At 69.6% G+C, this 23,177-nt stretch carries 24 protein-coding genes; 11 read left to right on the forward strand and 13 right to left on the reverse strand.

Annotation, left to right across the window (positions count from 1 at the left end):
* Positions 1 to 38 precede the first annotated feature (38 nt).
* On the forward strand, positions 39 to 1,253 hold the full coding sequence (serB, locus tag AB0E78_RS00090; protein WP_361826063.1) for a phosphoserine phosphatase SerB: 1,215 nt from the start codon (positions 39 to 41) through the stop codon (positions 1,251 to 1,253).
* 125 nt (positions 1,254 to 1,378) lie between these two features.
* Here the strand turns inward: serB and AB0E78_RS00095 are convergent, their stop codons facing one another.
* From AB0E78_RS00095 to AB0E78_RS00110, 4 genes are all read right to left on the reverse strand, one after another.
* The gene (locus AB0E78_RS00095; RefSeq protein WP_361826066.1) at positions 1,379 to 1,897 is read right to left on the reverse strand and encodes a histidine phosphatase family protein; all 519 of its coding nucleotides are present in this window, start codon (positions 1,895 to 1,897) and stop codon (positions 1,379 to 1,381) included.
* Between the two features lie 88 nt (positions 1,898 to 1,985).
* The gene (locus AB0E78_RS00100; RefSeq protein WP_361826068.1) at positions 1,986 to 2,210 is read right to left on the reverse strand and encodes a hypothetical protein; all 225 of its coding nucleotides are present in this window, start codon (positions 2,208 to 2,210) and stop codon (positions 1,986 to 1,988) included.
* Between the two features lie 179 nt (positions 2,211 to 2,389).
* Positions 2,390 to 2,506, reverse strand: a complete 117-nt coding sequence (locus AB0E78_RS00105; protein ID WP_107065829.1) for an SGM_5486 family transporter-associated protein — start codon at positions 2,504 to 2,506, stop codon at positions 2,390 to 2,392.
* Positions 2,507 to 2,549: 43 nt separating this feature from the next.
* Positions 2,550 to 3,860 carry a CynX/NimT family MFS transporter gene (locus AB0E78_RS00110; protein ID WP_361826071.1) on the reverse strand — a complete coding sequence of 437 codons (1,311 nt, stop codon included), beginning with the start codon at positions 3,858 to 3,860 and terminating at the stop codon, positions 2,550 to 2,552.
* Between the two features lie 131 nt (positions 3,861 to 3,991).
* Between AB0E78_RS00110 and AB0E78_RS00115 the strand changes: the two genes are divergently transcribed.
* The gene (locus AB0E78_RS00115) at positions 3,992 to 4,684 is read left to right on the forward strand and encodes a FadR/GntR family transcriptional regulator (protein ID WP_361826073.1); all 693 of its coding nucleotides are present in this window, start codon (positions 3,992 to 3,994) and stop codon (positions 4,682 to 4,684) included.
* A gap of 3 nt (positions 4,685 to 4,687) precedes the next feature.
* On the opposite strand, the gene AB0E78_RS00120 is transcribed toward AB0E78_RS00115, so the two are convergent.
* The 3 genes from AB0E78_RS00120 to fabG form a co-directional block, all read right to left on the reverse strand.
* Positions 4,688 to 5,041: a hypothetical protein gene (locus tag AB0E78_RS00120; RefSeq protein ID WP_361826075.1), complete on the reverse strand. Its 354-nt coding sequence runs from the start codon at positions 5,039 to 5,041 to the stop codon at positions 4,688 to 4,690.
* Positions 5,042 to 5,176: 135 nt separating this feature from the next.
* On the reverse strand, positions 5,177 to 5,938 hold the full coding sequence (gene fabI, locus AB0E78_RS00125) for an enoyl-ACP reductase FabI (RefSeq protein ID WP_361826077.1): 762 nt from the start codon (positions 5,936 to 5,938) through the stop codon (positions 5,177 to 5,179).
* A 5-nt stretch (positions 5,939 to 5,943) separates the two neighbouring features.
* On the reverse strand, positions 5,944 to 6,663 hold the full coding sequence (fabG, locus tag AB0E78_RS00130) for a 3-oxoacyl-[acyl-carrier-protein] reductase (protein WP_361826080.1): 720 nt from the start codon (positions 6,661 to 6,663) through the stop codon (positions 5,944 to 5,946).
* A gap of 185 nt (positions 6,664 to 6,848) precedes the next feature.
* Between fabG and AB0E78_RS00135 the strand changes: the two genes are divergently transcribed.
* The 3 genes from AB0E78_RS00135 (at position 6,849) to tyrS (ending at position 11,119) form a co-directional block, all read left to right on the forward strand.
* Positions 6,849 to 8,372: a TldD/PmbA family protein gene (locus AB0E78_RS00135; protein WP_361826082.1), complete on the forward strand. Its 1,524-nt coding sequence runs from the start codon at positions 6,849 to 6,851 to the stop codon at positions 8,370 to 8,372.
* Positions 8,369 to 9,760 (forward strand): TldD/PmbA family protein, encoded by a 1,392-nt coding sequence (locus AB0E78_RS00140; protein ID WP_361826084.1) that lies wholly within the window; start codon positions 8,369 to 8,371, stop codon positions 9,758 to 9,760. Before AB0E78_RS00135 ends, AB0E78_RS00140 begins: the two co-directional genes overlap by 4 nt.
* Before the next feature lie 90 nt (positions 9,761 to 9,850).
* Complete coding sequence (gene tyrS / locus AB0E78_RS00145; protein ID WP_361826086.1) at positions 9,851 to 11,119, forward strand: tyrosine--tRNA ligase; 1,269 nt, start codon at positions 9,851 to 9,853, stop codon at positions 11,117 to 11,119.
* Between the two features lie 75 nt (positions 11,120 to 11,194).
* Here tyrS and AB0E78_RS00150 read toward each other — a convergent pair whose 3' ends face one another.
* The gene (locus AB0E78_RS00150; RefSeq protein ID WP_361826088.1) at positions 11,195 to 11,470 is read right to left on the reverse strand and encodes a GlsB/YeaQ/YmgE family stress response membrane protein; all 276 of its coding nucleotides are present in this window, start codon (positions 11,468 to 11,470) and stop codon (positions 11,195 to 11,197) included.
* 215 nt (positions 11,471 to 11,685) lie between these two features.
* Between AB0E78_RS00150 and AB0E78_RS00155 the strand changes: the two genes are divergently transcribed.
* Positions 11,686 to 12,075, forward strand: a complete 390-nt coding sequence (locus AB0E78_RS00155) for a DUF3099 domain-containing protein (protein ID WP_361826090.1) — start codon at positions 11,686 to 11,688, stop codon at positions 12,073 to 12,075.
* A 189-nt stretch (positions 12,076 to 12,264) separates the two neighbouring features.
* Positions 12,265 to 12,495 (forward strand): hypothetical protein, encoded by a 231-nt coding sequence (locus AB0E78_RS00160; RefSeq protein ID WP_361826093.1) that lies wholly within the window; start codon positions 12,265 to 12,267, stop codon positions 12,493 to 12,495.
* Positions 12,496 to 13,067: 572 nt separating this feature from the next.
* Here the strand turns inward: AB0E78_RS00160 and moaA are convergent.
* The 3 genes from moaA to AB0E78_RS00175 form a co-directional block, all read right to left on the reverse strand.
* Entirely contained in the window at positions 13,068 to 14,075 is a 1,008-nt protein-coding gene (gene moaA, locus AB0E78_RS00165; RefSeq protein ID WP_361826096.1) for a GTP 3',8-cyclase MoaA, read from the reverse strand.
* 171 nt (positions 14,076 to 14,246) lie between these two features.
* Entirely contained in the window at positions 14,247 to 15,878 is a 1,632-nt protein-coding gene (locus AB0E78_RS00170; RefSeq protein WP_361826099.1) for a cation acetate symporter, read from the reverse strand.
* Positions 15,875 to 16,243: a DUF485 domain-containing protein gene (locus AB0E78_RS00175; protein WP_361826102.1), complete on the reverse strand. Its 369-nt coding sequence runs from the start codon at positions 16,241 to 16,243 to the stop codon at positions 15,875 to 15,877. Before AB0E78_RS00175 ends, AB0E78_RS00170 begins: the two co-directional genes overlap by 4 nt.
* A 328-nt stretch (positions 16,244 to 16,571) precedes the next feature.
* Between AB0E78_RS00175 and AB0E78_RS00180 the strand changes: the two genes are divergently transcribed.
* The 4 genes from AB0E78_RS00180 to AB0E78_RS00195 all read left to right on the forward strand — a co-directional run bounded on the left by AB0E78_RS00180 (position 16,572) and on the right by AB0E78_RS00195 (position 21,521).
* A complete protein-coding gene (locus tag AB0E78_RS00180) occupies positions 16,572 to 18,104 on the forward strand; it encodes a S8 family serine peptidase (RefSeq protein WP_361826105.1) in 1,533 nt (510 codons plus the stop codon).
* Positions 18,105 to 18,118: 14 nt separating this feature from the next.
* Positions 18,119 to 19,693 (forward strand): S8 family serine peptidase, encoded by a 1,575-nt coding sequence (locus tag AB0E78_RS00185; RefSeq protein WP_361826107.1) that lies wholly within the window; start codon positions 18,119 to 18,121, stop codon positions 19,691 to 19,693.
* Between the two features lie 99 nt (positions 19,694 to 19,792).
* A complete protein-coding gene (locus tag AB0E78_RS00190; RefSeq protein WP_361826110.1) occupies positions 19,793 to 20,344 on the forward strand; it encodes a hypothetical protein in 552 nt (183 codons plus the stop codon).
* A 106-nt stretch (positions 20,345 to 20,450) separates the two neighbouring features.
* Positions 20,451 to 21,521 carry a CopD family protein gene (locus tag AB0E78_RS00195; RefSeq protein WP_361826113.1) on the forward strand — a complete coding sequence of 357 codons (1,071 nt, stop codon included), beginning with the start codon at positions 20,451 to 20,453 and terminating at the stop codon, positions 21,519 to 21,521.
* On the opposite strand, the gene AB0E78_RS00200 is transcribed toward AB0E78_RS00195, so the two are convergent.
* Positions 21,451 to 22,182, reverse strand: a complete 732-nt coding sequence (locus AB0E78_RS00200) for a lysoplasmalogenase (RefSeq protein ID WP_361826115.1) — start codon at positions 22,180 to 22,182, stop codon at positions 21,451 to 21,453. The genes AB0E78_RS00195 and AB0E78_RS00200 overlap by 71 nt on opposite strands.
* The gene (locus tag AB0E78_RS00205; RefSeq protein ID WP_361826118.1) at positions 22,179 to 23,093 is read right to left on the reverse strand and encodes a sterol desaturase family protein; all 915 of its coding nucleotides are present in this window, start codon (positions 23,091 to 23,093) and stop codon (positions 22,179 to 22,181) included. The genes AB0E78_RS00200 and AB0E78_RS00205 overlap by 4 nt, the downstream gene beginning before the upstream one ends.
* Positions 23,094 to 23,177 lie beyond the last annotated feature (84 nt).

Below are 23,177 nucleotides of genomic sequence, written 5' to 3' on the forward strand. Positions count from 1 at the left end.
GCCGCCCGCGCGGGGACGCCGGATACGGTGGGCACACCATGAGCGCTTCGCAGCCCCCGCAGCCCGTCGATGTCCCCACGCTCCTCGTCAAGATCTTCGGCAAGGACCGTCCCGGAATCACCGCAGGCCTCTTCGACACCCTTGCCGCCTACTCCGTCGACGTCGTCGACATCGAGCAGGTCGTCACCCGTGGCCGCATAGTGCTGTGCGCGCTCGTGACCGAGCCGCCGGCCGGCCTTGAGGGCGACCTGCGGTCCACCGTGCACAGCTGGGCCGAGTCCCTGAAGATGCAGGCCGAGATCATCTCGGGCATCGGCGACAACCGCCCGCGTGGCCTCGGCCGTTCCCACGTCACCGTGCTCGGTCACCCTCTGACCGCCGAGTCGACCGCCGCCATCGCCGCCAGCATCACCGCGACCGGCGGCAACATCGACCGTATCTTCCGGCTCGCCAAGTACCCGGTCACCGCGGTGGAGTTCGCCGTGTCCGGCACGGAGACCGAGCCGCTGCGCACCGCCCTCGCCCTGGAGGCGGCGAAGCTCGGCGTGGACGTGGCCGTCGTCGCCGCGGGTCTGCACCGCCGTGCCCAGCGGCTCATCGTGATGGACGTCGACTCGACCCTCATCCAGGACGAGGTGATCGAACTCTTCGCGGCGCACGCCGGCTGCGAGGACAAGGTCGCCGAGGTGACCGAGGCCGCGATGCGCGGCGAACTGGACTTCGAGCAGTCGCTGCACGCCCGCGTGGAACTCCTCGCGGGGCTCGACGCCTCGGTCGTCGAGAAGGTCCGCACCGAGGTACGCCTCACCCCGGGCGCCCGCACCCTCATCCGTACGCTCAAGCGCCTCGGCTACCAAGTGGGCGTCGTATCGGGTGGGTTCACCCAGGTGACCGATGATCTGAAGGAACGTCTCGGCCTCGACTTCGCCCAGGCCAACACCCTGGAGATCGTCGACGGCAAGCTCACCGGCAAGGTGACCGGCGAGATCGTGGACCGCGCGGGCAAAGCCCGGCTGCTGCGCCGCTTCGCCGAGGAGGCCGGGGTCCCGCTGGAGCAGACCGTCGCGATCGGTGACGGCGCCAATGACCTCGACATGCTGAACGCGGCCGGCCTCGGTGTGGCCTTCAATGCCAAGCCCGTCGTCCGGGAGGCCGCGCACACCGCGGTGAACGTCCCCTTCCTCGACACCGTCCTCTACCTCCTCGGTGTCACCCGCGAAGAGGTCGAGGCAGCGGACACGCACACCGACTGAGCAGCCCGGCCCGACGGCTTCTTCGCCGCGTCGCACACACACGGCACGTCCTCCACCGCATGTCATACACCGATGGCCCCCGTACCGCAGCGGTACGGGGGCCATCGGTGTGTCCGCGTCAGGGTCTACTCGGAAGGTGCCCAGTAGTCGACGAGCGTGCCGACCCCCGGCTCCAGGGCCTTCCACGAGCCGGAGTACGTCAGGATGGCGAAGGCCGAGGTCGGGAAGCCGCGGCGGTTCATCCGCGTACGCGCGTCGCCCTCGGCGTCACCCGCGAGGACGTCGGCGAGCCCCTGCACTCCGGGGTTGTGGCCGATCAGCACGATGTCCTGCACATCGTCCGGGGTTTCGTTGAGCACGGCGATCAGCTCGCCCGGAGAGGCTTCGTACAGCCGCTCCTCGTAAATGGTCTTGGGCCTCTGCGGCAGCTCATGGACGGCGAGCTTCCATGTCTCGCGGGTCCTGGCGGCGGTCGAGCAGAGGGCCAGATCGAAGGGGATGCCACTGTCGGCCAGCTTGCGCCCGGCGACGGGGGCATCCTTGCGGCCGCGCTCCGCGAGGGGCCGCTCATGGTCGGTCACCTGCGGCCAGTCGGCCTTCGCATGCCGGAAAAGGACAATCCTGCGGGGTTCTGCGACGCTCATGCATCCCAGCTTCGCATGAAACCCGCCAGCGGGCGCAGGGAGTTGGCCCGCTCCCCCGCCATGGGTGACGGCGTCCATCCGGGGCAGGTCACGGGGTCGTACGGAACACGGTCTCCTGGATGCGCTCGAGCAGGTGCGTGACCACCGGCTCGCCGGTCGTCGCGTGCGCGTCGGCCGGGTTCAGTATCAGCAGGAGCAGGGCCGCGAAGGCGATGGCGGGAAGGGCGATCGCCCACCACGGAAGCTGGATCTCGACGCTCGCGGAGTGCTTGGTGGCTCCCAGGTCGTGCCGGGTGTGCGAACGGGCCGACATGCCGCCTCCGTGGTCTTCGAGTCCTCCGTGCCGCGTCCTCGCGGCCACATCTCGAAGGTACGGATCCGGCGACCCTCAGCACATCCGGTGATCCACCCACTTGACCCTGACACTGACCCCCTAGGGGATGGTGGTGCTAACCCCACCATGGGCCCACCATCGGCCCCGCCGGGGTCAGTTCACGGCGAGGCGACGGAGGCGATGATGCCGATGATCACGGTGATGGCCAGCATCGCGCCGAGCACGATGAGCAGCTTCTTCTGGCCGTTCTGGGGGTTCGGGTCGAGCACTGGCATGGGGAGAGTCTCGCACCCTTTGTCCGAGGGCTCTCCGCCGGGGTCAGGCAGCCGCCGCGACCTCGTCCTCCACCGTGCGGTTGCGGCCCGCCAGGATGCCCACCACGATCTGCGGCACCATCAGGCCCGCCATGAGCGCGATCGGCAGCCCCCAGCCGCCGCTGTGCTGGTAGAGCACGCCCACCAGGAGCGGGCCCGGGATCGAGATCAGGTAGCCCGTGCTCTGCGCGAAGGCCGACAGCTTGGCGACGCCCACGCTGCTCTTGGCCCGCATGCCGACCATCGTGAGGGCCAGCGGGAAGGCACAGTTGGAGACGCCGAGCAGCACGGCCCACACCCAGGCGCCGCCCGCCGGGGCGAGGTAGAGACCCGCGTATCCGGCGAGACCGCAGGCGCCGAGCACGACCACCACGGGGCCCTGGTTCGGCAGCCGGGTGGCGACCCGGGGGATGACGAAGGCCAGCGGCACGCCCATCGCCATGATGACGGCGAGGAGCACGCCGGCCTCCCCCGCGGGGACCCCGGCGTCACGGAAGATCTGCGGCATCCAGCCCATCGTGATGTACGCGGCGGTGGCCTGGAGGCCGAAGAAGACGGCGAGCGCCCACGCCGTACGGCTGCGCGTGATGCGCAGCCCCGCGTCCTCCTGGCGCACCTCGGAGCTGACGTGCTCCGGGGCGGCCGAGGCCACGCCGCGGTCCCGCACGAGCGGCACCCACGGCACGACGGCGGCGACGGCGAGCGCCGCCCACACCGCGAGCCCGGACTGCCAACTGCCGCCCAGCGCGTCGGTCATGGGCACCGTGACGGCCGCGGCCAGCGACGTGCCGAGCGCGAGCGCCATCGAGTAGAGCCCGGTCATCGAGCCGACCCGGTCGGGGAACCAGCGCTTGACGATCACCGGCATCAGGACGTTGCTGACCGCGATGCCCATCAGGGCGAGCGCGCTCGCGGCGAGGAAGCCGACGGTGCCGCCCAGGAAGGGGCGGATCGCCAGGCCCGTGGCGATGGCGACCATGCCCGCGCAGACCACCGCGCTGGGGCCGAACCGGCGGGCGAGCCGCGGTGCCATCACTCCGAAGACCGCGAAGCAGAGCGGCGGGACGGAGGTGAGGAGCCCGGCGAGCGTGCCGCTCATGCCGAGGCCGTCACGCACCTCTTCGAGGAGGGAGCCGAGGCTGGTGATGCCCGGCCGGAGGTTGAGGGCGGCGAGGACGATGCCGACCATGACGAGACGCGTCGCCCACGCGCGCGTGGGGGGCTGTTTCTCCGCTGCCCCGTGCGCCGCTTCGGTACGTACCGGTGTCGTCGGAGTCGGTGTCGGTGTCATCGTCCTGGTTTCCTCACTAGCCATGGGGCCATCATAGAATCATGGGATGATTGGCTGTCCAATCCGAACGCGTCACATCTTCCGTAACCTCGTCCCGCACGGCACCGCACCGCACCACACCGCCCCGCCCGTCACCTCGCGCACGAAGGAACGTCATGCCGCTGACCACCCCTCACCGCTCAGCGCTCTCCGAACAGGTCATCGCCGAGCTGCGTAACCAGATCTCTTCGGGAGAGTGGCCGGTCGGATCCCGTATCCCCACCGAGCCCGAGCTGGTCGAGCAGCTGGGGGTGGCGCGCAACACCGTCCGGGAGGCGGTCCGCGCCCTCGCGCACAACGGCCTCCTCGACATCCGCCAGGGCTCGGGCACCTACGTGGTCGCGACGAGCGAGCTGGCAGGCGTGATGCAGCGCAGGTTCGCCGAGACGGATCCGCGGCACATCGCGGAGCTGCGCTCCACGCTGGAGTCGAGCGCGGCGAAACTGGCGGCGCAGCGGCGCACGGAGCGCGACCTCAAACAGCTGGACGTCCTTCTGGAGCGCCGCGAGGAGGCCTGGGCATCGGGTGACGCGGAGGCTTTCGTCGCGGCCGACGCGACCTTCCACCTGGCCGTCGTGGCCGCGTCCCACAACGACGCGATGACGGCGATGTACGCGGACCTCGGCGAGGTCATGATCGACTGGCTGCGCGAGGACATCGGCGAGGAACTCACCCCCGAGAGCCACATGGACCACGCCCGGCTCGTCGACGCGATCCGGGAGAACGACGCGGAGGCGGCGGCCAAGGAGGCCGCCGGTTACCCCTTCATGTGCCGCCGTGAACTCTTCGAGGACCCCGCACGGCCGTGATCCTCACTTCTGGTGGCTGACCCAGGCCGAGCGGACGCCCTTCCAGCAGCGGCCGGTCAGCCGCACGGTCTGGGCGGGACCGGCCTCCACGGAGACGCCGTCGCTGTCGATGTCCCACCACTGGTCGCACTCCACGTGCAGCCGGACCCGGTCCGTCTCGGGGAACGGGTTGTGGCAGTAGGCGACCGCGTCCGAGCCCTCGACGCTGGTACGGCACTCCGAGCCGAACGGCCGGGGTTCGGCGGCCTCCGCACGTTCGGCGGCCTCCACGCGCGCGTGGGGCTGCTTCGCCTCTCCGGCGGCATGCGACGCGGCGCCGTACGGCAGGGCGATCAGCAGGGTGAGAGCGGCGAGCACCGCAGGAGATGACGGGCGCACACCTCAGGGTGCGCGCCACTGCCCCTCCCCCGCCCGGCCGGTGGGCCGGACGGGTGACGCCCCGCCTCCCGCGCAGCGCGGGGACGGGGCGTCAAAAACGTACGGAATGCCTGCTCAGGCACCCATCATGTGCACGCCGCCGTCGACGTGGATGATCTCGCCCGTCGTCTTCGGGAAGAAGTCCGAGAGCAGCGCGACGATGCCGCGGCCCGCGGGCTCCGGGTCGGCCATGTCCCAGTCCAGCGGGGAGCGGGTGTTCCAGACGTCCGCGAGGTCGGCGAAGCCCGGGATGGACTTGGCGGCCATGGAGCCGATCGGACCCGCCGAGATCATGTTGCAGCGGATGTTCTCCTTGCCCAGGTCGCGGGCGAGGTAGCGCGAGGTCGCCTCGAGGGCGGCCTTGGCCGGGCCCATCCAGTCGTACTTCGGCCAGGCGAACTGCGCGTCGAAGGTCAGCCCCACGACAGAGCCGCCGTTCGGCATCAGGGGGCGGCAGGCCATGGTGAGCGACTTCAGGGAGAACGCCGAGACGTGCATCGCCGTCGCGACGTCCTCGAAGGTCGCCTCGAGGAAGTTGAAGGCGCCCTGCGGCGCGAAGCCGATGGAGTGCACGACGCCGTCGAGGCCGCCGAGCTCGTCCTTGACCAGGCCCGCGAGCCGGTCCAGGTGCTCCTGGTTGGTCACGTCGAGCTCGATGACCTTGGCGGGCTTGGGCAGCTTCTTGGCGATGCGCTCGGTGAGCGTGGGGCGCGGGAAGGCGGTGAGGATGACCTCGGCGCCCTGCTCCTGCGCGACCTTCGCCGCGTGGAACGCGATGGAGGACTCCATCAGAACGCCCGTGATCAGGATCTTCTTGCCGTCGAGAATTCCGCTCATGGTGATCAGTGACCCATGCCCAATCCGCCGTCAACCGGGATGACGGCTCCAGTGATGTACGAGGCGTCGTCCGAGGCGAGGAACTTCACCGCGGCGGCGATCTCCTCGGGCTGCGCGTAACGGCCGAGCGGGACCTGGGCCATGATGTTCGACCGCTGCTCGTCCGTCAGCGCCTTGGTCATGTCGGTGTCGACAAAACCGGGCGCGACGACGTTGAAAGTGAGGTTGCGCGACCCGAGCTCACGGGCGAGCGAGCGCGCGAAGCCGACCAGGCCCGCCTTGGAGGCGGCGTAGTTCGCCTGCCCCGGGCCGCCCATCAGGCCGACGACGGAGGAGATCAGCACGACGCGGCCCTTCTTGGCACGCAGCATGCCGCGGTTGGCGCGCTTCACGACACGAAAGGTGCCGGTGAGGTTGGTGTCGAGGACGGACGTGAAGTCCTCCTCGGACATCCGCATGAGGAGCTGGTCCTTGGTGATCCCGGCGTTGGCGACCAGGATCTCGACCGGACCGTGCTTCTCCTCGATCTCCTTGTAGGCCTGCTCCACCTGCTCGGCGTCAGTGATGTCGCACTTGACGGCGAGGACTCCGAGCTCAGTGAGGACCTGAGGCGGCTCACCCGAGCGGTAGGTGATCGCGACCTTGTCGCCGGTGTCGGCGAAGACGCGGGCGATGGCGAGGCCGATGCCCCGGTTTCCTCCGGTGACGAGAACCGAGCGGCTCAACGGATCACCCTTTCGATAGCGGTCTGGTACCTCGAAAACCTATCGGTACGGTGCTCCATACGGAGAATCGACGACCGACAGTGGCGTACCGGACTCGCTGTCGGGTCCCTACAGAAAACTCTGGCCGCCGGGCCCTCACGCGCGACATGATCTGAGCGACCGGTGCCGACAGCAGGGAGACACCCGTGCCTCATTCCATCGATGAAGCCTTCACGGCACTGCCGCTCAGGGCCCTCGCCGACGCGGCACTGGCCCGCGCGCGTGCCCTGGGCGCCGACCACGCGGACTTCCGCTTCGAGCGGGTGCGCAGCGCGTCCTGGCGGCTGCGGGACGCCAAGCCGGCCGGCACCTCGGACACCACGGACCTCGGCTACGCGGTCCGCGTCGTGCACGGCGGCACCTGGGGGTTCGCCTCGGGCGTCGACCTGACGATGGACGCGGCGGCGAAGGTCGCGTCCCAGGCCGTGGCGATGGCGAAGCTTTCGGCCAAGGTCATCAGGGCGGCGGGCTCCGACGAGCGCGTGGAGCTCGCGGACGAGCCCGTGCACGCCGACAAGACGTGGATCTCGGCGTACGAGATCGATCCCTTCTCCGTGCCGGACGAGGAGAAGAGCGGTCTCCTCGCCGAGTGGAGCGCGCGCCTCCTCGCCGCCGACGGCGTCTCGCACGTCGACGCCTCGCTGCTCACCGTGCACGAGAACAAGTTCTACGCGGACACGGCGGGGACGGTGACCACGCAGCAGCGGGTCCGTCTCCACCCGCAGCTCACCGCGGTCGCGGTCGACGAGTCGAGCGGCGAGTTCGACTCGATGCGGACCGTCGCGCCGCCGGTCGGACGCGGCTGGGAGTACCTCACCGGGACGGGCTGGGACTGGGACGCGGAGCTCGCGCGCATCCCGGAGCACCTCGCCGAGAAGATGCGGGCGCCGAGCGTGGAGGCCGGCTCGTACGACCTGGTCGTCGATCCCTCCAACCTCTGGCTGACCATCCACGAGTCCATCGGCCACGCCACCGAGCTGGACCGCGCGCTCGGCTACGAAGCGGCGTACGCGGGGACGTCGTTCGCCACCTTCGACCAGCTCGGCAAGCTCGCGTACGGCTCGTCGATCATGAATGTGACGGGCGACAGGACGGCCGAGCACGGCCTGGCGACCATCGGGTACGACGACGAGGGCGTGGCCGGGCAGTCCTGGGACCTGGTGAAGGACGGCACCCTGGTCGGCTATCAGCTGGACCGCCGCATCGCGAAGCTCACCGGCTTCGAGCGCTCCAACGGCTGCGCCTACGCGGACTCCCCCGGGCACGTTCCGGTGCAGCGCATGGCGAACGTGTCGCTCCAGCCGGATCCGGGCGGGCTCTCCACCGAGGATCTCATCGGGAGTGTGGATCGGGGCATTTACGTCGTTGGTGACCGTTCATGGTCAATTGACATGCAAAGGTACAACTTCCAGTTCACGGGGCAGCGCTTCTACCGCATCGAGAACGGCCGCCTCACCGGTCAGCTGCGCGATGTCGCGTACCAGGCGACGACCACCGACTTCTGGGGGTCGATGACGGCGGTCGGCGGCCCGCAGACGTACGTGCTCGGTGGCGCCTTCAACTGCGGCAAGGCCCAGCCGGGCCAGGTCGCGGCGGTCTCGCACGGCTGCCCCTCGGCCCTGTTCCGAGGCGTGAACATCCTTAATACGACGCAGGAGGCGGGTCGATGAGCCGTAACAGCAAGCCGTACGAGATCGTCGAGCGCGCCCTCGGACTGTCCACCGCCGACGGCTGTGTCGTCATCGCCGACGAGCACTCGACCGCGAACCTGCGCTGGGCGGGCAACGCCCTGACCACGAACGGCGTCACCCGTGGCCGCACCCTCACCGTCATCGCGACCGTCGACGGCAAGGAGGGCACCGCCTCGGGCGTCGTCTCGCGCTCGGCCGTGACCGCCGCCGAGCTGGAGCCCCTGGTCCGCGCCGCCGAGCACGCCGCGCGCGGGGCGGGGCCCGCCGAGGACGCGCAGCCGCTGGTCACCGGGGGCAAGGAGTCCGCGGACTTCAGGGACGCGCCCGCCGAGACGTCCTCCGCTGTCTTCGACGACTTCGCTCCCGCGCTCGGGGAGGCCTTCGCCAGGGCCCGCGCGGGCGGACGCGAGCTGTACGGCTTCGCGAACCACGAGCTCGTGTCGAGCTACCTCGGTACGTCGACTGGCCTGCGCCTGCGGCACGACCAGCCCAACGGGACCCTGGAGCTCAACGCCAAGTCCCCCGACCGCACGAAGTCCGCGTGGGCGGGCCGTGCGACCCGGGACTTCCAGGACGTCGACCCGGCGGAGCTCGACGCGGAGCTCGCCAAGCGGCTGGGCTGGGCCCGGCGGCGCGTCGACCTGCCCGCGGGGCGGTACGAGACGCTGCTCCCGCCGACCGCCGTGGCCGACCTGCTGATCTACCAGCTGTGGTCGGCGTCGGCCAGGGACGCGGCCGAGGGCCGGACGGTGTTCTCCAGGCCGGGCGGCGGCACCCGCGTCGGCGACCGGCTCGCCGAGCTGCCCCTGACGCTGCGCAGCGACCCGAACGAGCCGGGTCTGGAGTCCGCGCCCTTCGTGCTCGCGCACGCCTCGGGCGGCGACTCCTCCGTCTTCGACAACGGGCTTCCGCTGGCCGCCACCGACTGGGTGCGTGCGGGCGAGCTCACGCATCTGACCAGCACCCGGCACAGCGCGGGCCTGACCGGCCTGCCGGTGGCCCCCGCCATCGACAACCTCATCCTGGACGGCGGCACCGACCGCTCCCTGGAGGAGATGGTGGCGAGCACGGAGCGGGGGCTGCTCCTGACCTGCCTCTGGTACATCCGCGAGGTCGACCCGGCCACCCTGCTGCTCACCGGGCTCACCCGGGACGGCGTCTATCTCGTCGAGAACGGCGAGGTCGTGGGCGAGGTGAACAACTTCCGCTTCAACGAGTCGCCGGTGGACCTGCTGTCGCGGGCGTCGGAGGCCGGGCGCACGGAGAAGACGCTGCCCAGGGAGTGGGGCGACTGGTTCACCCGGGCCGCGATGCCTGGCCTGCGCATCCCCGACTTCAACATGAGCTCGGTCAGCCAAGGCGTGTGACGCCCATGGATGTGACGCCCATAGACTGGCCGGTACCAAGCGGTACCGGCCAGAAACCCTTCGCAGAACCTTTCAAGGAGACACACGACCGTGACGGACATCGTCGACGAGCTGAAGTGGCGGGGTCTCTTCGCCCTGTCCACTGACGAAGATGCACTGCGCAAGGCGCTCGCGGACGGTCCCGTCACGTTCTATTGCGGCTTCGACCCGACCGCGGCCAGCCTGCACGTCGGGCACCTGGTGCAGGTCCTCACCGTCAGCCGACTCCAGAAGGCCGGGCACCGCCCGCTCGCGCTGGTCGGTGGCGCCACGGGCCAGATCGGTGACCCGCGGCCGACCGCCGAGCGCACCCTGAACGACCCGGAGACGGTCGCGAACTGGGTGTCCCGGCTGCGCGGGCAGATCGAGCCGTTCCTGTCCTTCGAGGGCGAGAACGCCGCGGTCATGGTCAACAACCTGGACTGGACCGCGGGGATGTCCGCGATCGAGTTCCTGCGGGACATCGGCAAGCACTTCCGCGTGAACAAGATGCTGACCAAGGACTCCGTGGCCCGCCGCCTGGAGTCCCAGGAGGGCATCTCGTACACCGAGTTCAGCTACCAGCTCCTCCAGGGCATGGACTTCCTGGAGCTGTACCGCCGCTACGGCTGCACGCTGCAGACCGGCGGCAGCGACCAGTGGGGCAACCTCACGGCGGGCATCGACCTGATCCACCGCCTGGAGCCGGACGCCGCGGTGCACGCCGTCGGCACGCCGCTGATGGTCAAGGCGGACGGCACCAAGTTCGGCAAGTCCGAGAGCGGCGCCGTCTGGCTCGACCCCGAGATGACCACGCCGTACGCGTTCTACCAGTTCTGGCTGAACGTGGACGACCGGGACGTCTCGACGTACATGCGCATCCTCAGTTTCAAGTCCCGCGAGGAGCTCGAGGAGATCGAGAAGCTCACCGAGGAGCGCCCGCAGGCCCGCGCGGCCCAGCGCGCGCTCGCCGAGGAGCTGACGACGCTGGTGCACGGCGCCGACCAGTGCGCCGCGGTCATCGCCGCGTCCAAGGCGCTCTTCGGCCAGGGCGAGCTCGGCGACCTCGACGAGGCGACGCTGAGCGCGGCCCTCTCCGAGCTGCCGCGCGTCCAGGTCTCGGAGCTCGGCCCGGTGGTGGACCTCCTCGCGGAGGTCGGCCTGGTGGCGAGCAAGTCCGCGGCCCGGCGCACGGTCAAGGAGGGCGGGGCCTACGTGAACAACGTCAAGGTCACCGCCGAGGACGCCGTCCCGTCCCGCGACGAGCTGCTGCACGGACGCTGGCTCGTGCTGCGCCGGGGCAAGAAGAACCTGGCCGCGGTCGAGGTCACGGCGGGCTGACCCGCGTTCCCGTAAGCGTGCGAGAGGGGCCGGTCCTCAGGGGCCGGCCCCTCTCGCATGGCACGTACTCGCAGGTCAGGCGCGCTGCCTGTTGCCCTTGATCATCTTGTACGCCATGTCTCCGATGCCCACGACGACGAGCGCCGCCACGAGCTGCAGGGCGTGTCGGCCCCAGTCGATGCCCCGGGTGTCATCGATGCCGAACGCGGAGGCAAGCGAGTTGCCGATGATCGCGCCGATGATGCCGAAGATCGTGGTCAGCCAGAGCGGACTGTGCTGCTTCCCGGGCAGGATCGCCTTGGCGATCAGCCCCAGCACGAATCCCACGACGATGGCCCACAACCAGCTCATAGCTGCCTCCTCATTCGGCTCAACATGAGCATTACGGCAAGTCTCGACCGATCCTCCATACGGCGCATGTCGGGCACCCCCATACGTGGCATGACGCAGACAGGACACCGAGAAGAGGCCCGCCCCGGTCTCGAAGGCTGCGCAGCCCCGGCGTAACGTGGACCTGGTCCGGGCCGGGGAGTGCCCGGCTTCTTGTGAGCAGGCGGTGGAATGTGATGCGGAAGCAGAGCGGCGCCCAGGTCTTCCGGATCACAGGGGCCCGGCAGGGACTCGCGGACGACGTGCGCGGCCGGCAGCGGCGGTACGTGATCTCGATGTCGATCCGTACTCTTTCGGTCATTGCCGCGGCGGTGCTGTGGAACGTAGAGCGGCATGTCGCCCTCGTCGCACTGGTGCTCGGCATTCTCCTCCCGTACATCTCCGTGGTGATCGCCAACGCGGGCCGGGAGAACGCCCCTTCGCTGCCGTCGACCTTCGTACCGGCGCCGTCCCGGCCGGTGCTCGCGCCACCACCCCTGCGCGCCGAGGCCGCGGAACCCGTCCCGGAAGCCGGCGCGGGCTCCTCGCCGGGCGAGCCCAACGCTCCGTCAGGCCACCAGAACTGACCGTCGACGTTGCGCCAAGCTCAAGAAATCCTCAGATGAATCATGTAGTTCAGGTCCCGGGTACAGGGTCCCCCATGGCATACTTCGTACGCGCTCCGCATCCCCCGTCGGAGCGACAGACCGACGCCGGGCAGCTCCCCCCGTGGCTGCTCGGCGTCGCCTTGTTTTGAACGCACTTGGACGTAACTCGTGAGCGACGAAACACCGATCTGTTCCGCCAAGGGCTGCCGCGCCGCCGCGGTCTGGGTGCTCGCCTGGAACAACCCGAAGATCCATACTCCTGAGCGCCGCAAGACGTGGCTCGCATGTGGTGAACACCGCGAGCACCTCTCCCAATTCCTCGACGTACGCGGCATGTTGAAGGATGTCGTGCCGCTCGCCGAATGGGAGTCCCGCGAGACCGGCCCCGCGGAGAGCTGAGCGAGAACCCGGGCAACTACGCACGACACAGGGCCCGTTGAGGGCCTACCTGGTGTGGAGAGCTCAAGAAAAGCTCAGATCAATCATGAAGTTCCGGTGCCAGTCGCCAAGTGCCCCGTGGGATACTTCGTACGTGCTCCGCGTCCCCCGTCGGAGCGACGGACCAACACCAAACTCCTGCGTGTGGTTCCGTGCGGCCTTTTCCGTGCTGGAGGGGGGTGAACAAGTGAATGATCATCAGTGGGAGTCGCGCAAGCACTGGACCGGCCCTGAGAAGTGGCAGGTCTGGACCGGACTGCTCGGCTTACTCGTAACGATCACCGGATGTGTGGGGCAGTTCGTCCGCTAGGGCGCCCACCCATGAGACGGTCGCGACCGGCGCTGCTACACGCAGCGAGCCCGGTCGAGTCTTAGGCGACCGGGCTCGTGAACTACTGCGCGGAGGGCCTCGCTCTGGCAGGAGCCGGGCCCTTCGTCGTGCCCGGAGACAACCGTTCACGACCCTGGAAATAGTACAGGGCCCGGCGCCTCTGGGTTAAGTCATAAGGGTCATTGCCCCCGCTTCGAGCAGCTCAGCCGCCGATCGCCGACATCGGGCGGTCCGGCTGGAGGAACTTCGGGTCGTCCAGGCCCGAGCCTGCCTTCTTGCCCCACATCGCGAGCTTCCAGATGCGGGCGATCTCCTCGTCCGAGCCCTCGGTGCTGTCCTCGTCGTTCGCCCGCAGGGCCGCCCGGAGGTCGGTCTCCTCCCTGGCGAACAGGCAGGTGCGGACCTGGCCGTCGGCGGTCAGCCGGGTGCGGTCGCAGGCCGAGCAGAAGGGGCGGGTCACGGAGGCGATGACGCCGACGCGGTGCGGGCCGCCGTCCACGACCCAGCGCTCGGCCGGCGCGGAGCCGCGCTCGCCGGAGCCTTCCTCGGTGAGCTCGAAGCGCGTACGCAGCGAGGTGAGGATGTCACCGGCGGTGATCATTCCGTCGCGCTTCCAGCCGTGCTGGGCGTCCAGCGGCATCTGCTCGATGAAACGGAGTTCGTAGTCGTTCTCCACGGCCCAGGCGAGCAGGTCGGGGGCCTCGTCGTCGTTCAGGCCCGGCATCAGGACCGTGTTGACCTTGACCGGGGTCAGGCCGGCGTCACGGGCGGCTTCGAGGCCTTCCAGGACGTCCTTGTGGCGGTCGCGGCGGGTGAGGGTCTTGAAGGCGTCGGGGCGCAGCGTGTCCAGGGAGACGTTCACCCGGTCGAGGCCCGCGGCCTTGAGGGCGGCGGCGGTGCGCTTGAGGCCGATGCCGTTCGTCGTCAGGGACATCCTGGGGCGCGGCTCCAGCTGGGCGCAGCGCTCGATGATGCCGACGAGGCCGGGGCGCAGGAGCGGCTCGCCGCCGGTGAAGCGGACCTCGGTGATGCCGAGCCGGGTCACGGCGATGCGGATGAGGCGGACGATCTCGTCATCGCTGAGGAGCTCCGACTTGGACAGCCACTGCAGGCCCTCCTCGGGCATGCAGTACGTGCACCGCAGGTTGCATTTGTCGGTCAGCGAAACCCGCAGATCGGTGGCCACTCGGCCGTAGGTGTCGATGAGCACGTGGGCCCCCTCCCTGATCCTGGTTCAGCCGGTTCGGTTCAGATATCACGAGCCTACGTGACGGGACCGACAACGACGGGGGGCCCGATCCCACGAGGAGCGGTACGGCCGCGTCGTAGAGATCTACCAACGATCTACGACGCGGCCGCTGACCTGCGTGTTCAGAGGGGCTCAGTGGGCTCCGGTACCCGTGAGGGAGCGCACCTCGAGTTCCGCGTATTTTCCCTTGTCCGGCTCTTCCTTGGACAGCATCGTGCCGAGCCAGCCGAGCAGGAAGCCGACCGGGATCGAGATGAGGCCCGGGTTCTCCAGCGGGAACCAGTGGAAGTCGACGCCCTTGAACATCGACGTCTTCGGGTTGCCCGAGACGACCGGCGAGAACAGCACCAGGAACACGGCGGTGAAGAGGCCGCCGTAGATCGACCACAGCGCGCCCTGGGTGGTGAAGCGCTTCCAGAAGAGGCTGTAGAGGATCGTCGGCAGGTTGGCGGACGCCGCGACGGCGAAGGCGAGCGCGACCAGACCGGCCACGTTCAGGTCGCGGGCGAGCGCGCCGAGCGCGATGGAGACGATGCCGATGAAGACCGTCGCCCAGCGGGCCGCCTTCATCTCCTGCTTCTCGGTGGCCTTGCCCTTCTTGATGACGTTGGCGTAGATGTCGTGCGCGAACGACGAGGACGAGGCCAGCGTCAGGCCGGCGACGACCGCGAGGATCGTGGCGAAGGCGACCGCCGAGATCGTGGCGAGCAGGATCGCGCCCCACGAGGAGTCGACGCCGCCCAGATGCAGGGCAAGGAGTGGCGCCGCCGTGTTGCCCGCCGGGTTGGACGCGATGATCTCGGCCGGCTTGATGAGTGCCGCGGCGCCGAAGCCGAGCGCGATCGTCATCAGGTAGAAGGCGCCGATGATGCCGATCGCCCAGTTCACGGACTTACGCGCGGCCTTGGCGGTCGGCACCGTGTAGAAGCGGATCAGGATGTGCGGCAGGCCCGCGGTGCCGAGCACCAGGGCGATGCCGAGCGAGATGAAGTCCAGCTTCGAGGTCGATGTGGCGCCGTACTTCAGCCCCGGCTCGAGGAACTTGGTGCCCTGGCCGCTGTTGGAGGCGGCGGTGCCGAGCAGGTCCGAGACGTTGAAGTCGAACTTCAACAGGACCAGGAAGGTGAGGAGCAGCGTGCCCGCGATGAGCAGCACCGCCTTGACCATCTGGACCCAGGTGGTGCCCTTCATGCCGCCGATGGTGACGTACACGATCATCAGGACGCCGACCAGGGCGACGATGCCGACCTTGCCCGCGTCGGACGTGATGCCGAGCAGGAGCGAGACGAGGACGCCCGCGCCCGCCATCTGGGCGAGCAGGTAGAAGATCGACACGATGATCGTGGAGGTGCCCGCGGCGGTGCGCACTGGGCGCTGGCGCATCCGGTAGGCGAGGACGTCGCCCATCGTGTAGCGGCCGGAGTTGCGCAGCGGTTCGGCGACCAGGAGGAGCGCCACGAGCCAGGCGACCAGGAACCCGATGGAGTACAGGAAGCCGTCGTATCCGAAGAGCGCGATGGCGCCCGCGATGCCGAGGAACGACGCGGCCGACATGTAGTCGCCGGAGACCGCGAGGCCGTTCTGGAAGGCGGTGAACTGGCGGCCGCCCGCGTAGAAGTCCGCGGCGCTCTTGGTCTGGCGTCCTGCCCAGACGGTGATGACCAGGGTGGCCAGGACGAAGACGGCGAACAGGGAGATGATCAGCGGCCGGTGCTCGCTCGCCTCACCCGCGGCCAGGACTGTGGTGTTCAGCGCGGGGCTCATGCGCCGCCCTCCATACGGGACTTGATCGCCTCGGCCTTGGGGTCGAGCTGGGTGGCCGCGTGGCGGGAGTACCACCAGGCGATGAGGAACGTGGTCAGGAACTGTGCGAGGCCGAGGACCAGGGCGACGTTGATGTTGCCGAACAGCTGGGTGCCCATGAAGTCGCCCGCGTAGTTCGAGAGCAGCACGTAGGCCAGGTACCAGACGATGAAGGCGATGGTCAGCGGGAAGGCGAACGAGCGGTGCGCCTTGCGGAGTTCACCGAACTCGGGACTCGCTTGCTCCTGGAGGAATTCTTCCGTGGACGGTGCATGGCGAGCGGGGGCTTCTCCGTCCTTGGACGGTGGGGATGCTTCGGGGGCCACGGAGTCTTCTCCTCGTGGTGCGGGTGCGGTGGGGACGGACAGCTGGTCCATTGACTCTCTTCGATCCGGCAGTGACGCGGATCACTCAAGCCACGGATGGCGATGCTAAGGCCACGGGACGTGATCCGACAGGGGTCGATGTTGCTTCCGTTACCTGTTCAACGTCTCGGCGGCGCGTCCGGCGCGGCACTACGCACTGCTTTCTTCCGGAATCCGTTGCTGGCCTGGGAGTTCTGGGGATAGCTTCACTCTGCACGCCCCGTCATGTACCTGCCCGATCACTAGATGTGTTCGGGCAGTTCACGTATCCGGATGATGTGGAGACCCCATGGCTCATCTGCGTTCCAGACGCCGAATCGCGCTCACCGTGCCCCTCGGCATCGCGCTGGCGGCATCGGTCGGCTTCGCTCCGGGCATCGCGACTGCGGCCCCCGACGCCCCTGCCACCGCGTCGGCGAAGGCCGAGTCCCCGAAGCTCGCGTACGTCGTCAACACCCGCACGGACTCCAAGACGATCGCCTACGTCAAGAAGGCGATCGCCAGGGCGGACGGCACCGTAGTCGTCGCGTACCCGAAGATCGGCGTCATCGTGGCGCACTCGGCCAACCCCGACTTCGGCAAGCAGCTGCGCAAGGTCAAGGGCGTCCAGTCCGCGGGCGCGACCCGCACCTCGCCCCTGACGGCGGCGGGCACCACGGAGGAGGGCGCACCGACCCTCCTGTCGAAGTCCGAGGCGAAGGCGCTCAAGGCGCAGGCCGGTCCGGCGGCCGAGCCGCTCGAGGCCGACCAGTGGGATCTGCGCGCGATAGGCGCCGACAAGGCAGCCAAGATCAACCCGGGCAGCAAGAAGGTCACCGTCGGCGTCATCGACACCGGAGTCGACGACACCCACCCGGACCTCGCGCCCAACTTCTCGGCCTCGCAGTCGGCGAGCTGTGTCGGCGGCAAGGCGGACACCTCGCCCGGCGCCTGGCGCCCGGCGAAGCCGGACCACTACCACGGCACGCACGTGGCCGGTGAGATAGCCGCCGCCCGTAACGGCGTGGGCGTCGCGGGCGTCGCGCCCGGCGTGCAGGTCGCGGGCATCAAGGTGGCCGACCCCGTCAGTGAGCTGTTCTACCCGGAGAGCGTCGTCTGCGCCTTCGTGTTCGCGGCCGACAAGGGCATCGAGGTTACGAACAACAGCTACTACGTGGACCCGTGGCTCTACAACTGCATGGACGACCCGGACCAGCGGGCCATCGTCGACGCGGTCAACCGCGCCCAGCTGTACGCCCAGAAGAAGGGCACCCTGAACCTCGCGTCGGCGGGCAACTCCAACCACGACCTCGCCTCCGACGAGATCCTGGACGACTCGAGCCCCGACGACTCGACGCCGGTGCCGCGCACCATCGATCCCTCCGAGTGCTTCGACATCCCGACCCAGCTGCCGGGCGTCGTCACGGTCAGCGCGACGGGCGTGCAGAACCTCAAGTCGTACTACTCCACGTACGGCAAGGGCGTCATCGACATCGCGGCCCCCGGCGGCGACAAGTACCAGATCCCGGCCGACACCCCGTCCAAGAACGGCCGCATCCTCTCCACGATGCCGGGCAACGAGTACGGCTGGCTGCAGGGCACCTCGATGGCGTCACCGCACGCCGCGGGCGTCGCCGCGCTCCTGAAGTCGACGCACCCCAAGGCGAGCCCCGCCGAGCTCCAGCGGCTCCTCAAGAAGCAGGCCGACAACCCGGGCTGCCCGACGGTGCCGTACGACCCGGACGGTGACGGCAAGGTCGACGCGGTCTGCGAGGGCGGCAAGAACAAGAACGGCTTCTACGGCAACGGGATCGTCGACGCGCTCGACGCCGTGAAGAAGTGAAGGGCACTCACACCATGACCGCACCGTTCACGCGCTCCCGTCGCGTGCTCGCGCTCCCGCTCGGCATGGCGGTGGCCTCGGCCGTCGCCTTCCTGCCGGGCACGGCGTCGGCTCAGCCCGACGCCGCGGCTCAGCAGAACTCCCCGGTGTCGTCCGCCGTCTCCGCCCTCGCGGACGGCACGTCGATGAGCTACGTCGTCAACGTCCGCGCCGGGCACGGTGGTTCGCCGTCGGGCAAGACGTCGGCGGACGTCAAGAAGGCCATCGCCAAGGCGGGCGGCACCGTCGTCATCGCGTACGACAGGATCGGCGTGATCGTCGTCCACTCGTCGGACGCGGACTTCGCCAAGAAGATCCGCGGGGCGAAGGGCGTCGCGTCGGCCGGGGCGACCCGCACCGCGCCGCTGTCCGCGCAGTCCGACGACGCGCTCGAGTCCGAGCGGCCACTGACCGCCGCCGAGGCGAAGCAGGCGGCCGGGCAGGCGGGCGCGGGCCAGGACGAGCTGGAGCCGCTCCAGTGGGACCTGCCCGCCATCAAGGCGGACAAGGCCCACAAGGTGTCGCTCGGCAGCTCCAGGGTCACCGTCGGCGTCCTGGACTCGGGCGTGGACGACACGCACCCGGACATCGCGCCGAACTTCGACGCGAAGGCGTCCGCGAGCTGCCTGGGCGGTGTGCCCGTGCAGAAGGACAACGCGTGGCGTCCGGTGAGCGGGGAGAGCGACCACGGCATGCACGTGGCGGGCACGATCGCCGCCGCGAAGAACGGCACCGGTGTCACCGGTGTCGCTCCGGGCGTGAAGGTGGCGAGCCTGAAGGTGGCCGAGCCCGCGACCGGCATGTACTACACGGAGGCCGTGGTCTGCGGCTTCATGTGGGCGGCCGATCACGGCGTCGACGTCACCAACTCCAGCTACTACACCGACCCGTGGCTGTTCAACTGCAAGACGGACGACGACCAGAAGGCCCTGGTCGACGCCGTCGGGCGGGCCACGCGGTACGCGGAGCGCAAGGGTGCGGTGAACGTCGCGGCGGCCGGTAACGCCGAGACGGACCTCGCGCAGGACGAGATCCTCGACGACTCCAGCCCGGACGACACGACTCCGGTGCCCCGGACGATCAAGACGAAGGACTGCTTCGACCTGCCGTCGCAGCTTCCGGGCGTCGTGACCGTCTCGGCCACGGGCGCGAAGGGCATCAAGTCCTCGTACTCGAACTACGGCAAGGGTGTCATCGACATCGCGGCGCCGGGCGGCGACTCGACGAAGTACCAGACGCCGGACGCGCCGGCCACCGACGGCCGCATCCTGTCGACGCTCCCGGGCGGCAAGTTCGGCTACAAGGCGGGTACGTCGATGGCGTCACCGCACGCCGCGGGGGTCGCCGCGCTCGTCAAGTCGGCCCATCCGCACGCGTCGTCGGCGATGGTGAAGGCGCTGCTCTACGGCGAGGCCGACGCCATGAAGTGCACCGATCCGTACGACATCGACGGTGACGGCAAGGTCGACGCGGTCTGCGAGGGCGGCAAGAACAAGAACGGCTTCTACGGCGTGGGCATGATCGACGCGCTCGACGCCGTTCGGAAGTAGGCGGTACGGAAGCAAGTCGTACGGAAGTAACGGGTTCGCGAGGCGAGCCGGGCCGGGCGGTTGCGTGCCGCCCGGCCCTTCGCGAGAGGATCTCGTCCCATGTATGAGTATCGGAACCCCGCGTTCGGATCCGTCGACACGGAGAGCTGGGTGCCCCGGCCGGCCCGTCCCGCCTGGCAGCTGGCGCTGCAGTTCGTCGCCACGGTGATCGTGCTGCCCGTGTGGTGGGTGCTGTGGCTCGCGTTCGCGATCGTCCTCATCGCGTTCGCCACGATCACGGAGATCTTCACGTACATCATTCCCGGCTACGAGCGCGGCTTCGAGAAGGTCATGGACGCGACCCTCGGCCGCATGGAGCTGTGGCCGCTGTGGGCCGTGACCTGGCCCGAGCTGCGGCACGAAGGGGACGCGGACTTCTACCGCGCACGGGTGGACCAGCACCTCGACAAGTGGACGAGGAAGCTGTCGGCCCCGAAGGACCCCAAGACCCCCGAGCTGCCCACCGAGTGCGTGGTCCCGCTGCGGTTCTACCGCGGTGTGGGCGGTGCGTACGTGGTGCGGACGGCGACCCCGCTGGGCTGGGACCTCCAGCCGTCCGAGCCCGAGAAGGAGATCAAGCTCGGGTGGGCGGCCGCCGCCGCCACGGAGTAACGCGAACCGGGGCGCTGCCCGCGGGGCTCATGCCGGGCGGAATGCGGTTCCGCCAGTTGTTTGCCAGGACTTGCCCGATAAGGGCGTACCTGGTGAAGATCATGTGGTGAGCTCCATACAACCGTCCGCCGACCCCGGCGGCGAGGCCACGGCGGGCGCGGGCGCCGGCACGCCCCTCGGCACGCCGGGCACCTCGCATCGCGCCCCGCGCCGCCGCCCCTCGACGGCCCGTGCCGTCGCCGTGCTCGTCCTGGTGGCCGTCGCCGCCGCCGTCCCGCTGCTCGGCCCGTCGGCGGCGCTGAGCGGCACCGGGGAGGCCGAGGCGCCCGGCACGGCCGGGATCACGTTCCTGCGGGCGGTCATGTTCGCCGCGCTCTGCGTGCAGTTGGGCGAGGTGTACGCGACGCGGCTGGCCCGCCGGGTGCCGGGGGCGCCGCTGGACCGTGCGCCGCGGAGCTGGTCCACGTACGCGGCGGTGGCGGGGACCGTCGCCGCGCTCGGCCTCGCCTCGGTGGTGGCCACCGGCAATCTGGTGCCGCACCAGCTGTCCGACATGGACATCGGCGGTCTCTACGCGTCACGGGACGGCAGGCTGGCGCTCCTTGAGGTCAACGCCTTCATCGTGGCGCTGCTCTGCTCGCGTTCGCGCCGCCCGTCCACCGCGGCCCTTCCGCTGGCCGCGGTGATCGTGGCGGAGGCGCTGCGGGCCCATCCTCCGGTGGAGGACACCCCGCTCGTCGGCTCGGGGCTGACGCTGGTCCATCTGACCTGCGGGGTGCTGTGGGCGGGTGGCCTGTTGCAGGTGCTTCGCATGCTGCGCCTGTGGCGGACGTCGGCTCCGGAGGCGGGCGCGGCCGTACTGGGGCTCTACGCGCGCGTGGCGGCCGTGCTGTTGGCCGCGATCACGGTGACGGGAGTGTGCAGCACTCTGCGACGGATGCCGCCGAGCACGGTCATCGACCAGCTGGCGGAGACGGCCTACGGGCGCACGCTGCTCGCCAAGGTGCTCATCGTGGTGGCCGTGGCCGTCCTCGCGCTGCTCGCGCGGCGGCGGCTGCGCAGGTCCGCCGATCCGGTGTCGGCGTACTCCCCCGCACGCGGTGAGGTCATCGCGCTCGGGGTCGTGGTGGCGGTGTCGGCTCTGCTGACCGCGTTGCCGCTGCCGATTCGCTGGTGAGCCGCGCGGGCTGCCGGGGCGGTTGAGCCTGTTCGGGCTGCGCGGCCAGTACGCCCTTGACCAGCAGGAACTGCGCGGCGACATAAGTGAGCATGATCCAGAAGTCGGGGCGCGGGGCCTGCGGCCACTCGGCGACGCCGGTCGCGATGAGGGTGTCCGAGAGCAGGAAGAGCGCGCCACCTGCCGCCGCCGTGAGGCCCAGCCTCGTCGCGCCGAACGCCATCGCGGTGAGCAGCAGGCTGTAGCCCGCCACGGGGCCGCGCATGTCCGGCGGGAGGTCCGGCCAGAGCAGGGCGACCGTGCCGACGAGGGCCGTGGCGTACGCGGCCACCAGCCAGGCGCCACGCGCGCGTGAGGTGCCGTGGCGCTTGAAGAGGACGAGGTAGCAGACGTGGCCCGCCGCGAAGGAGCCCATTCCGGCGAGGAACGCGAGGTCGGCGTCGAAGAGCAGCAGGACGTCGCCTCCCCAGCCGAAGAGGAGCGCGGCGGTCAGGAGGCGCGGGCCTTCGACGGTGAGCACGTACGCCGCCAGGAGCGGCATGAGGAGGGGCTTGAAGACGGTGTGGGCGGCCCCGGAATCCGCGAGAAGCGCCGTCAGGTCGCCCAGTGCCACCAGGCCGAATGCCACGAGAAGCAGCCTCGCCCTGCCCGCAGCCGTCATACCGCGCTCTCCGGGACCGGCTCCGTCACAGGCTCCGTCACCGGCTCGGGTGCCCCCTGTGGCGCCACCGGCGCCTGCGGCTGCCAGCCGGGTCCCCGGAACAGCCTGCCGCCCCGCTCGCGCCAACTGGTCGCCTTCCTGAGGTCCTTGGCTATCGCCGCGTACTCGTGCGTGGCGACCCGCAGCGGGTTGTACGTGGCGATGTTCTTCGTGAGGCCGTAGACGGGGCGGTCCGTCTCGGCGACCCAGGAGCCGAACACGCGGTCCCAGATGATCAGGATGCCGCCGAAGTTGCGGTCCAGGTAGCCGCCCTGCGACGCGTGGTGGACGCGGTGGTGCGAGGGGGTGTTGAAGACGAACTCGAAGGGGCGCGGGAGCTTCCCGATGCGCTCGGTGTGGATCCAGAACTGGTAGACGAGGTTCGCCGACGAGCAGAACGCGAGCGCCGCCGGATGCACGCCGAGCGCGATCAGCGGGACGTAGAACGGCCAGACCGTCAGGCTCGTCCAGGGCTGGCGCAGCGCCGTCGTGAGGTTGAACTTACGGCTGGAGTGGTGCACGACGTGGCAGGCCCACAGGATGCGGATGACGTGGTGCCCGCGGTGCGACCAGTAGTAGAAGAAGTCCTGCGCGAGCAGCATCAGCGGGATCGTCCACCACAGGACGGGGATGCGCAGCGGCGTCAGCGCGTACACCGCCGTGTAGATCGCGACGATGGGGATCTTCCACAGGAGGTCGAAGACGAGGCTGCCCAGCCCCATGGTGACGGAGGTGGCGGCGTCCTTCGTCTCGTACCCGGCTTCATCCCCGTCGGCGGCAGGATGGATCCGGTGGCTCACGATCTCCACGACGGTGAGCAGTACGAATGCAGGTATGGACCACAGCACGACATCGGGCAGGTTCGGCGGCATGCGTGCACCGTAAAGGCCCCCGGCCGACCGCCGCTAGACGTAGTTACCGACAAGTATTACCTGGGGTAAGGAAGTACTTGTTGG

The sequence above is a fragment of the Streptomyces sp. NPDC032198 genome, from assembly GCF_040636975.1.
Classification (GTDB): Bacteria; Actinomycetota; Actinomycetes; order Streptomycetales; family Streptomycetaceae; genus Streptomyces.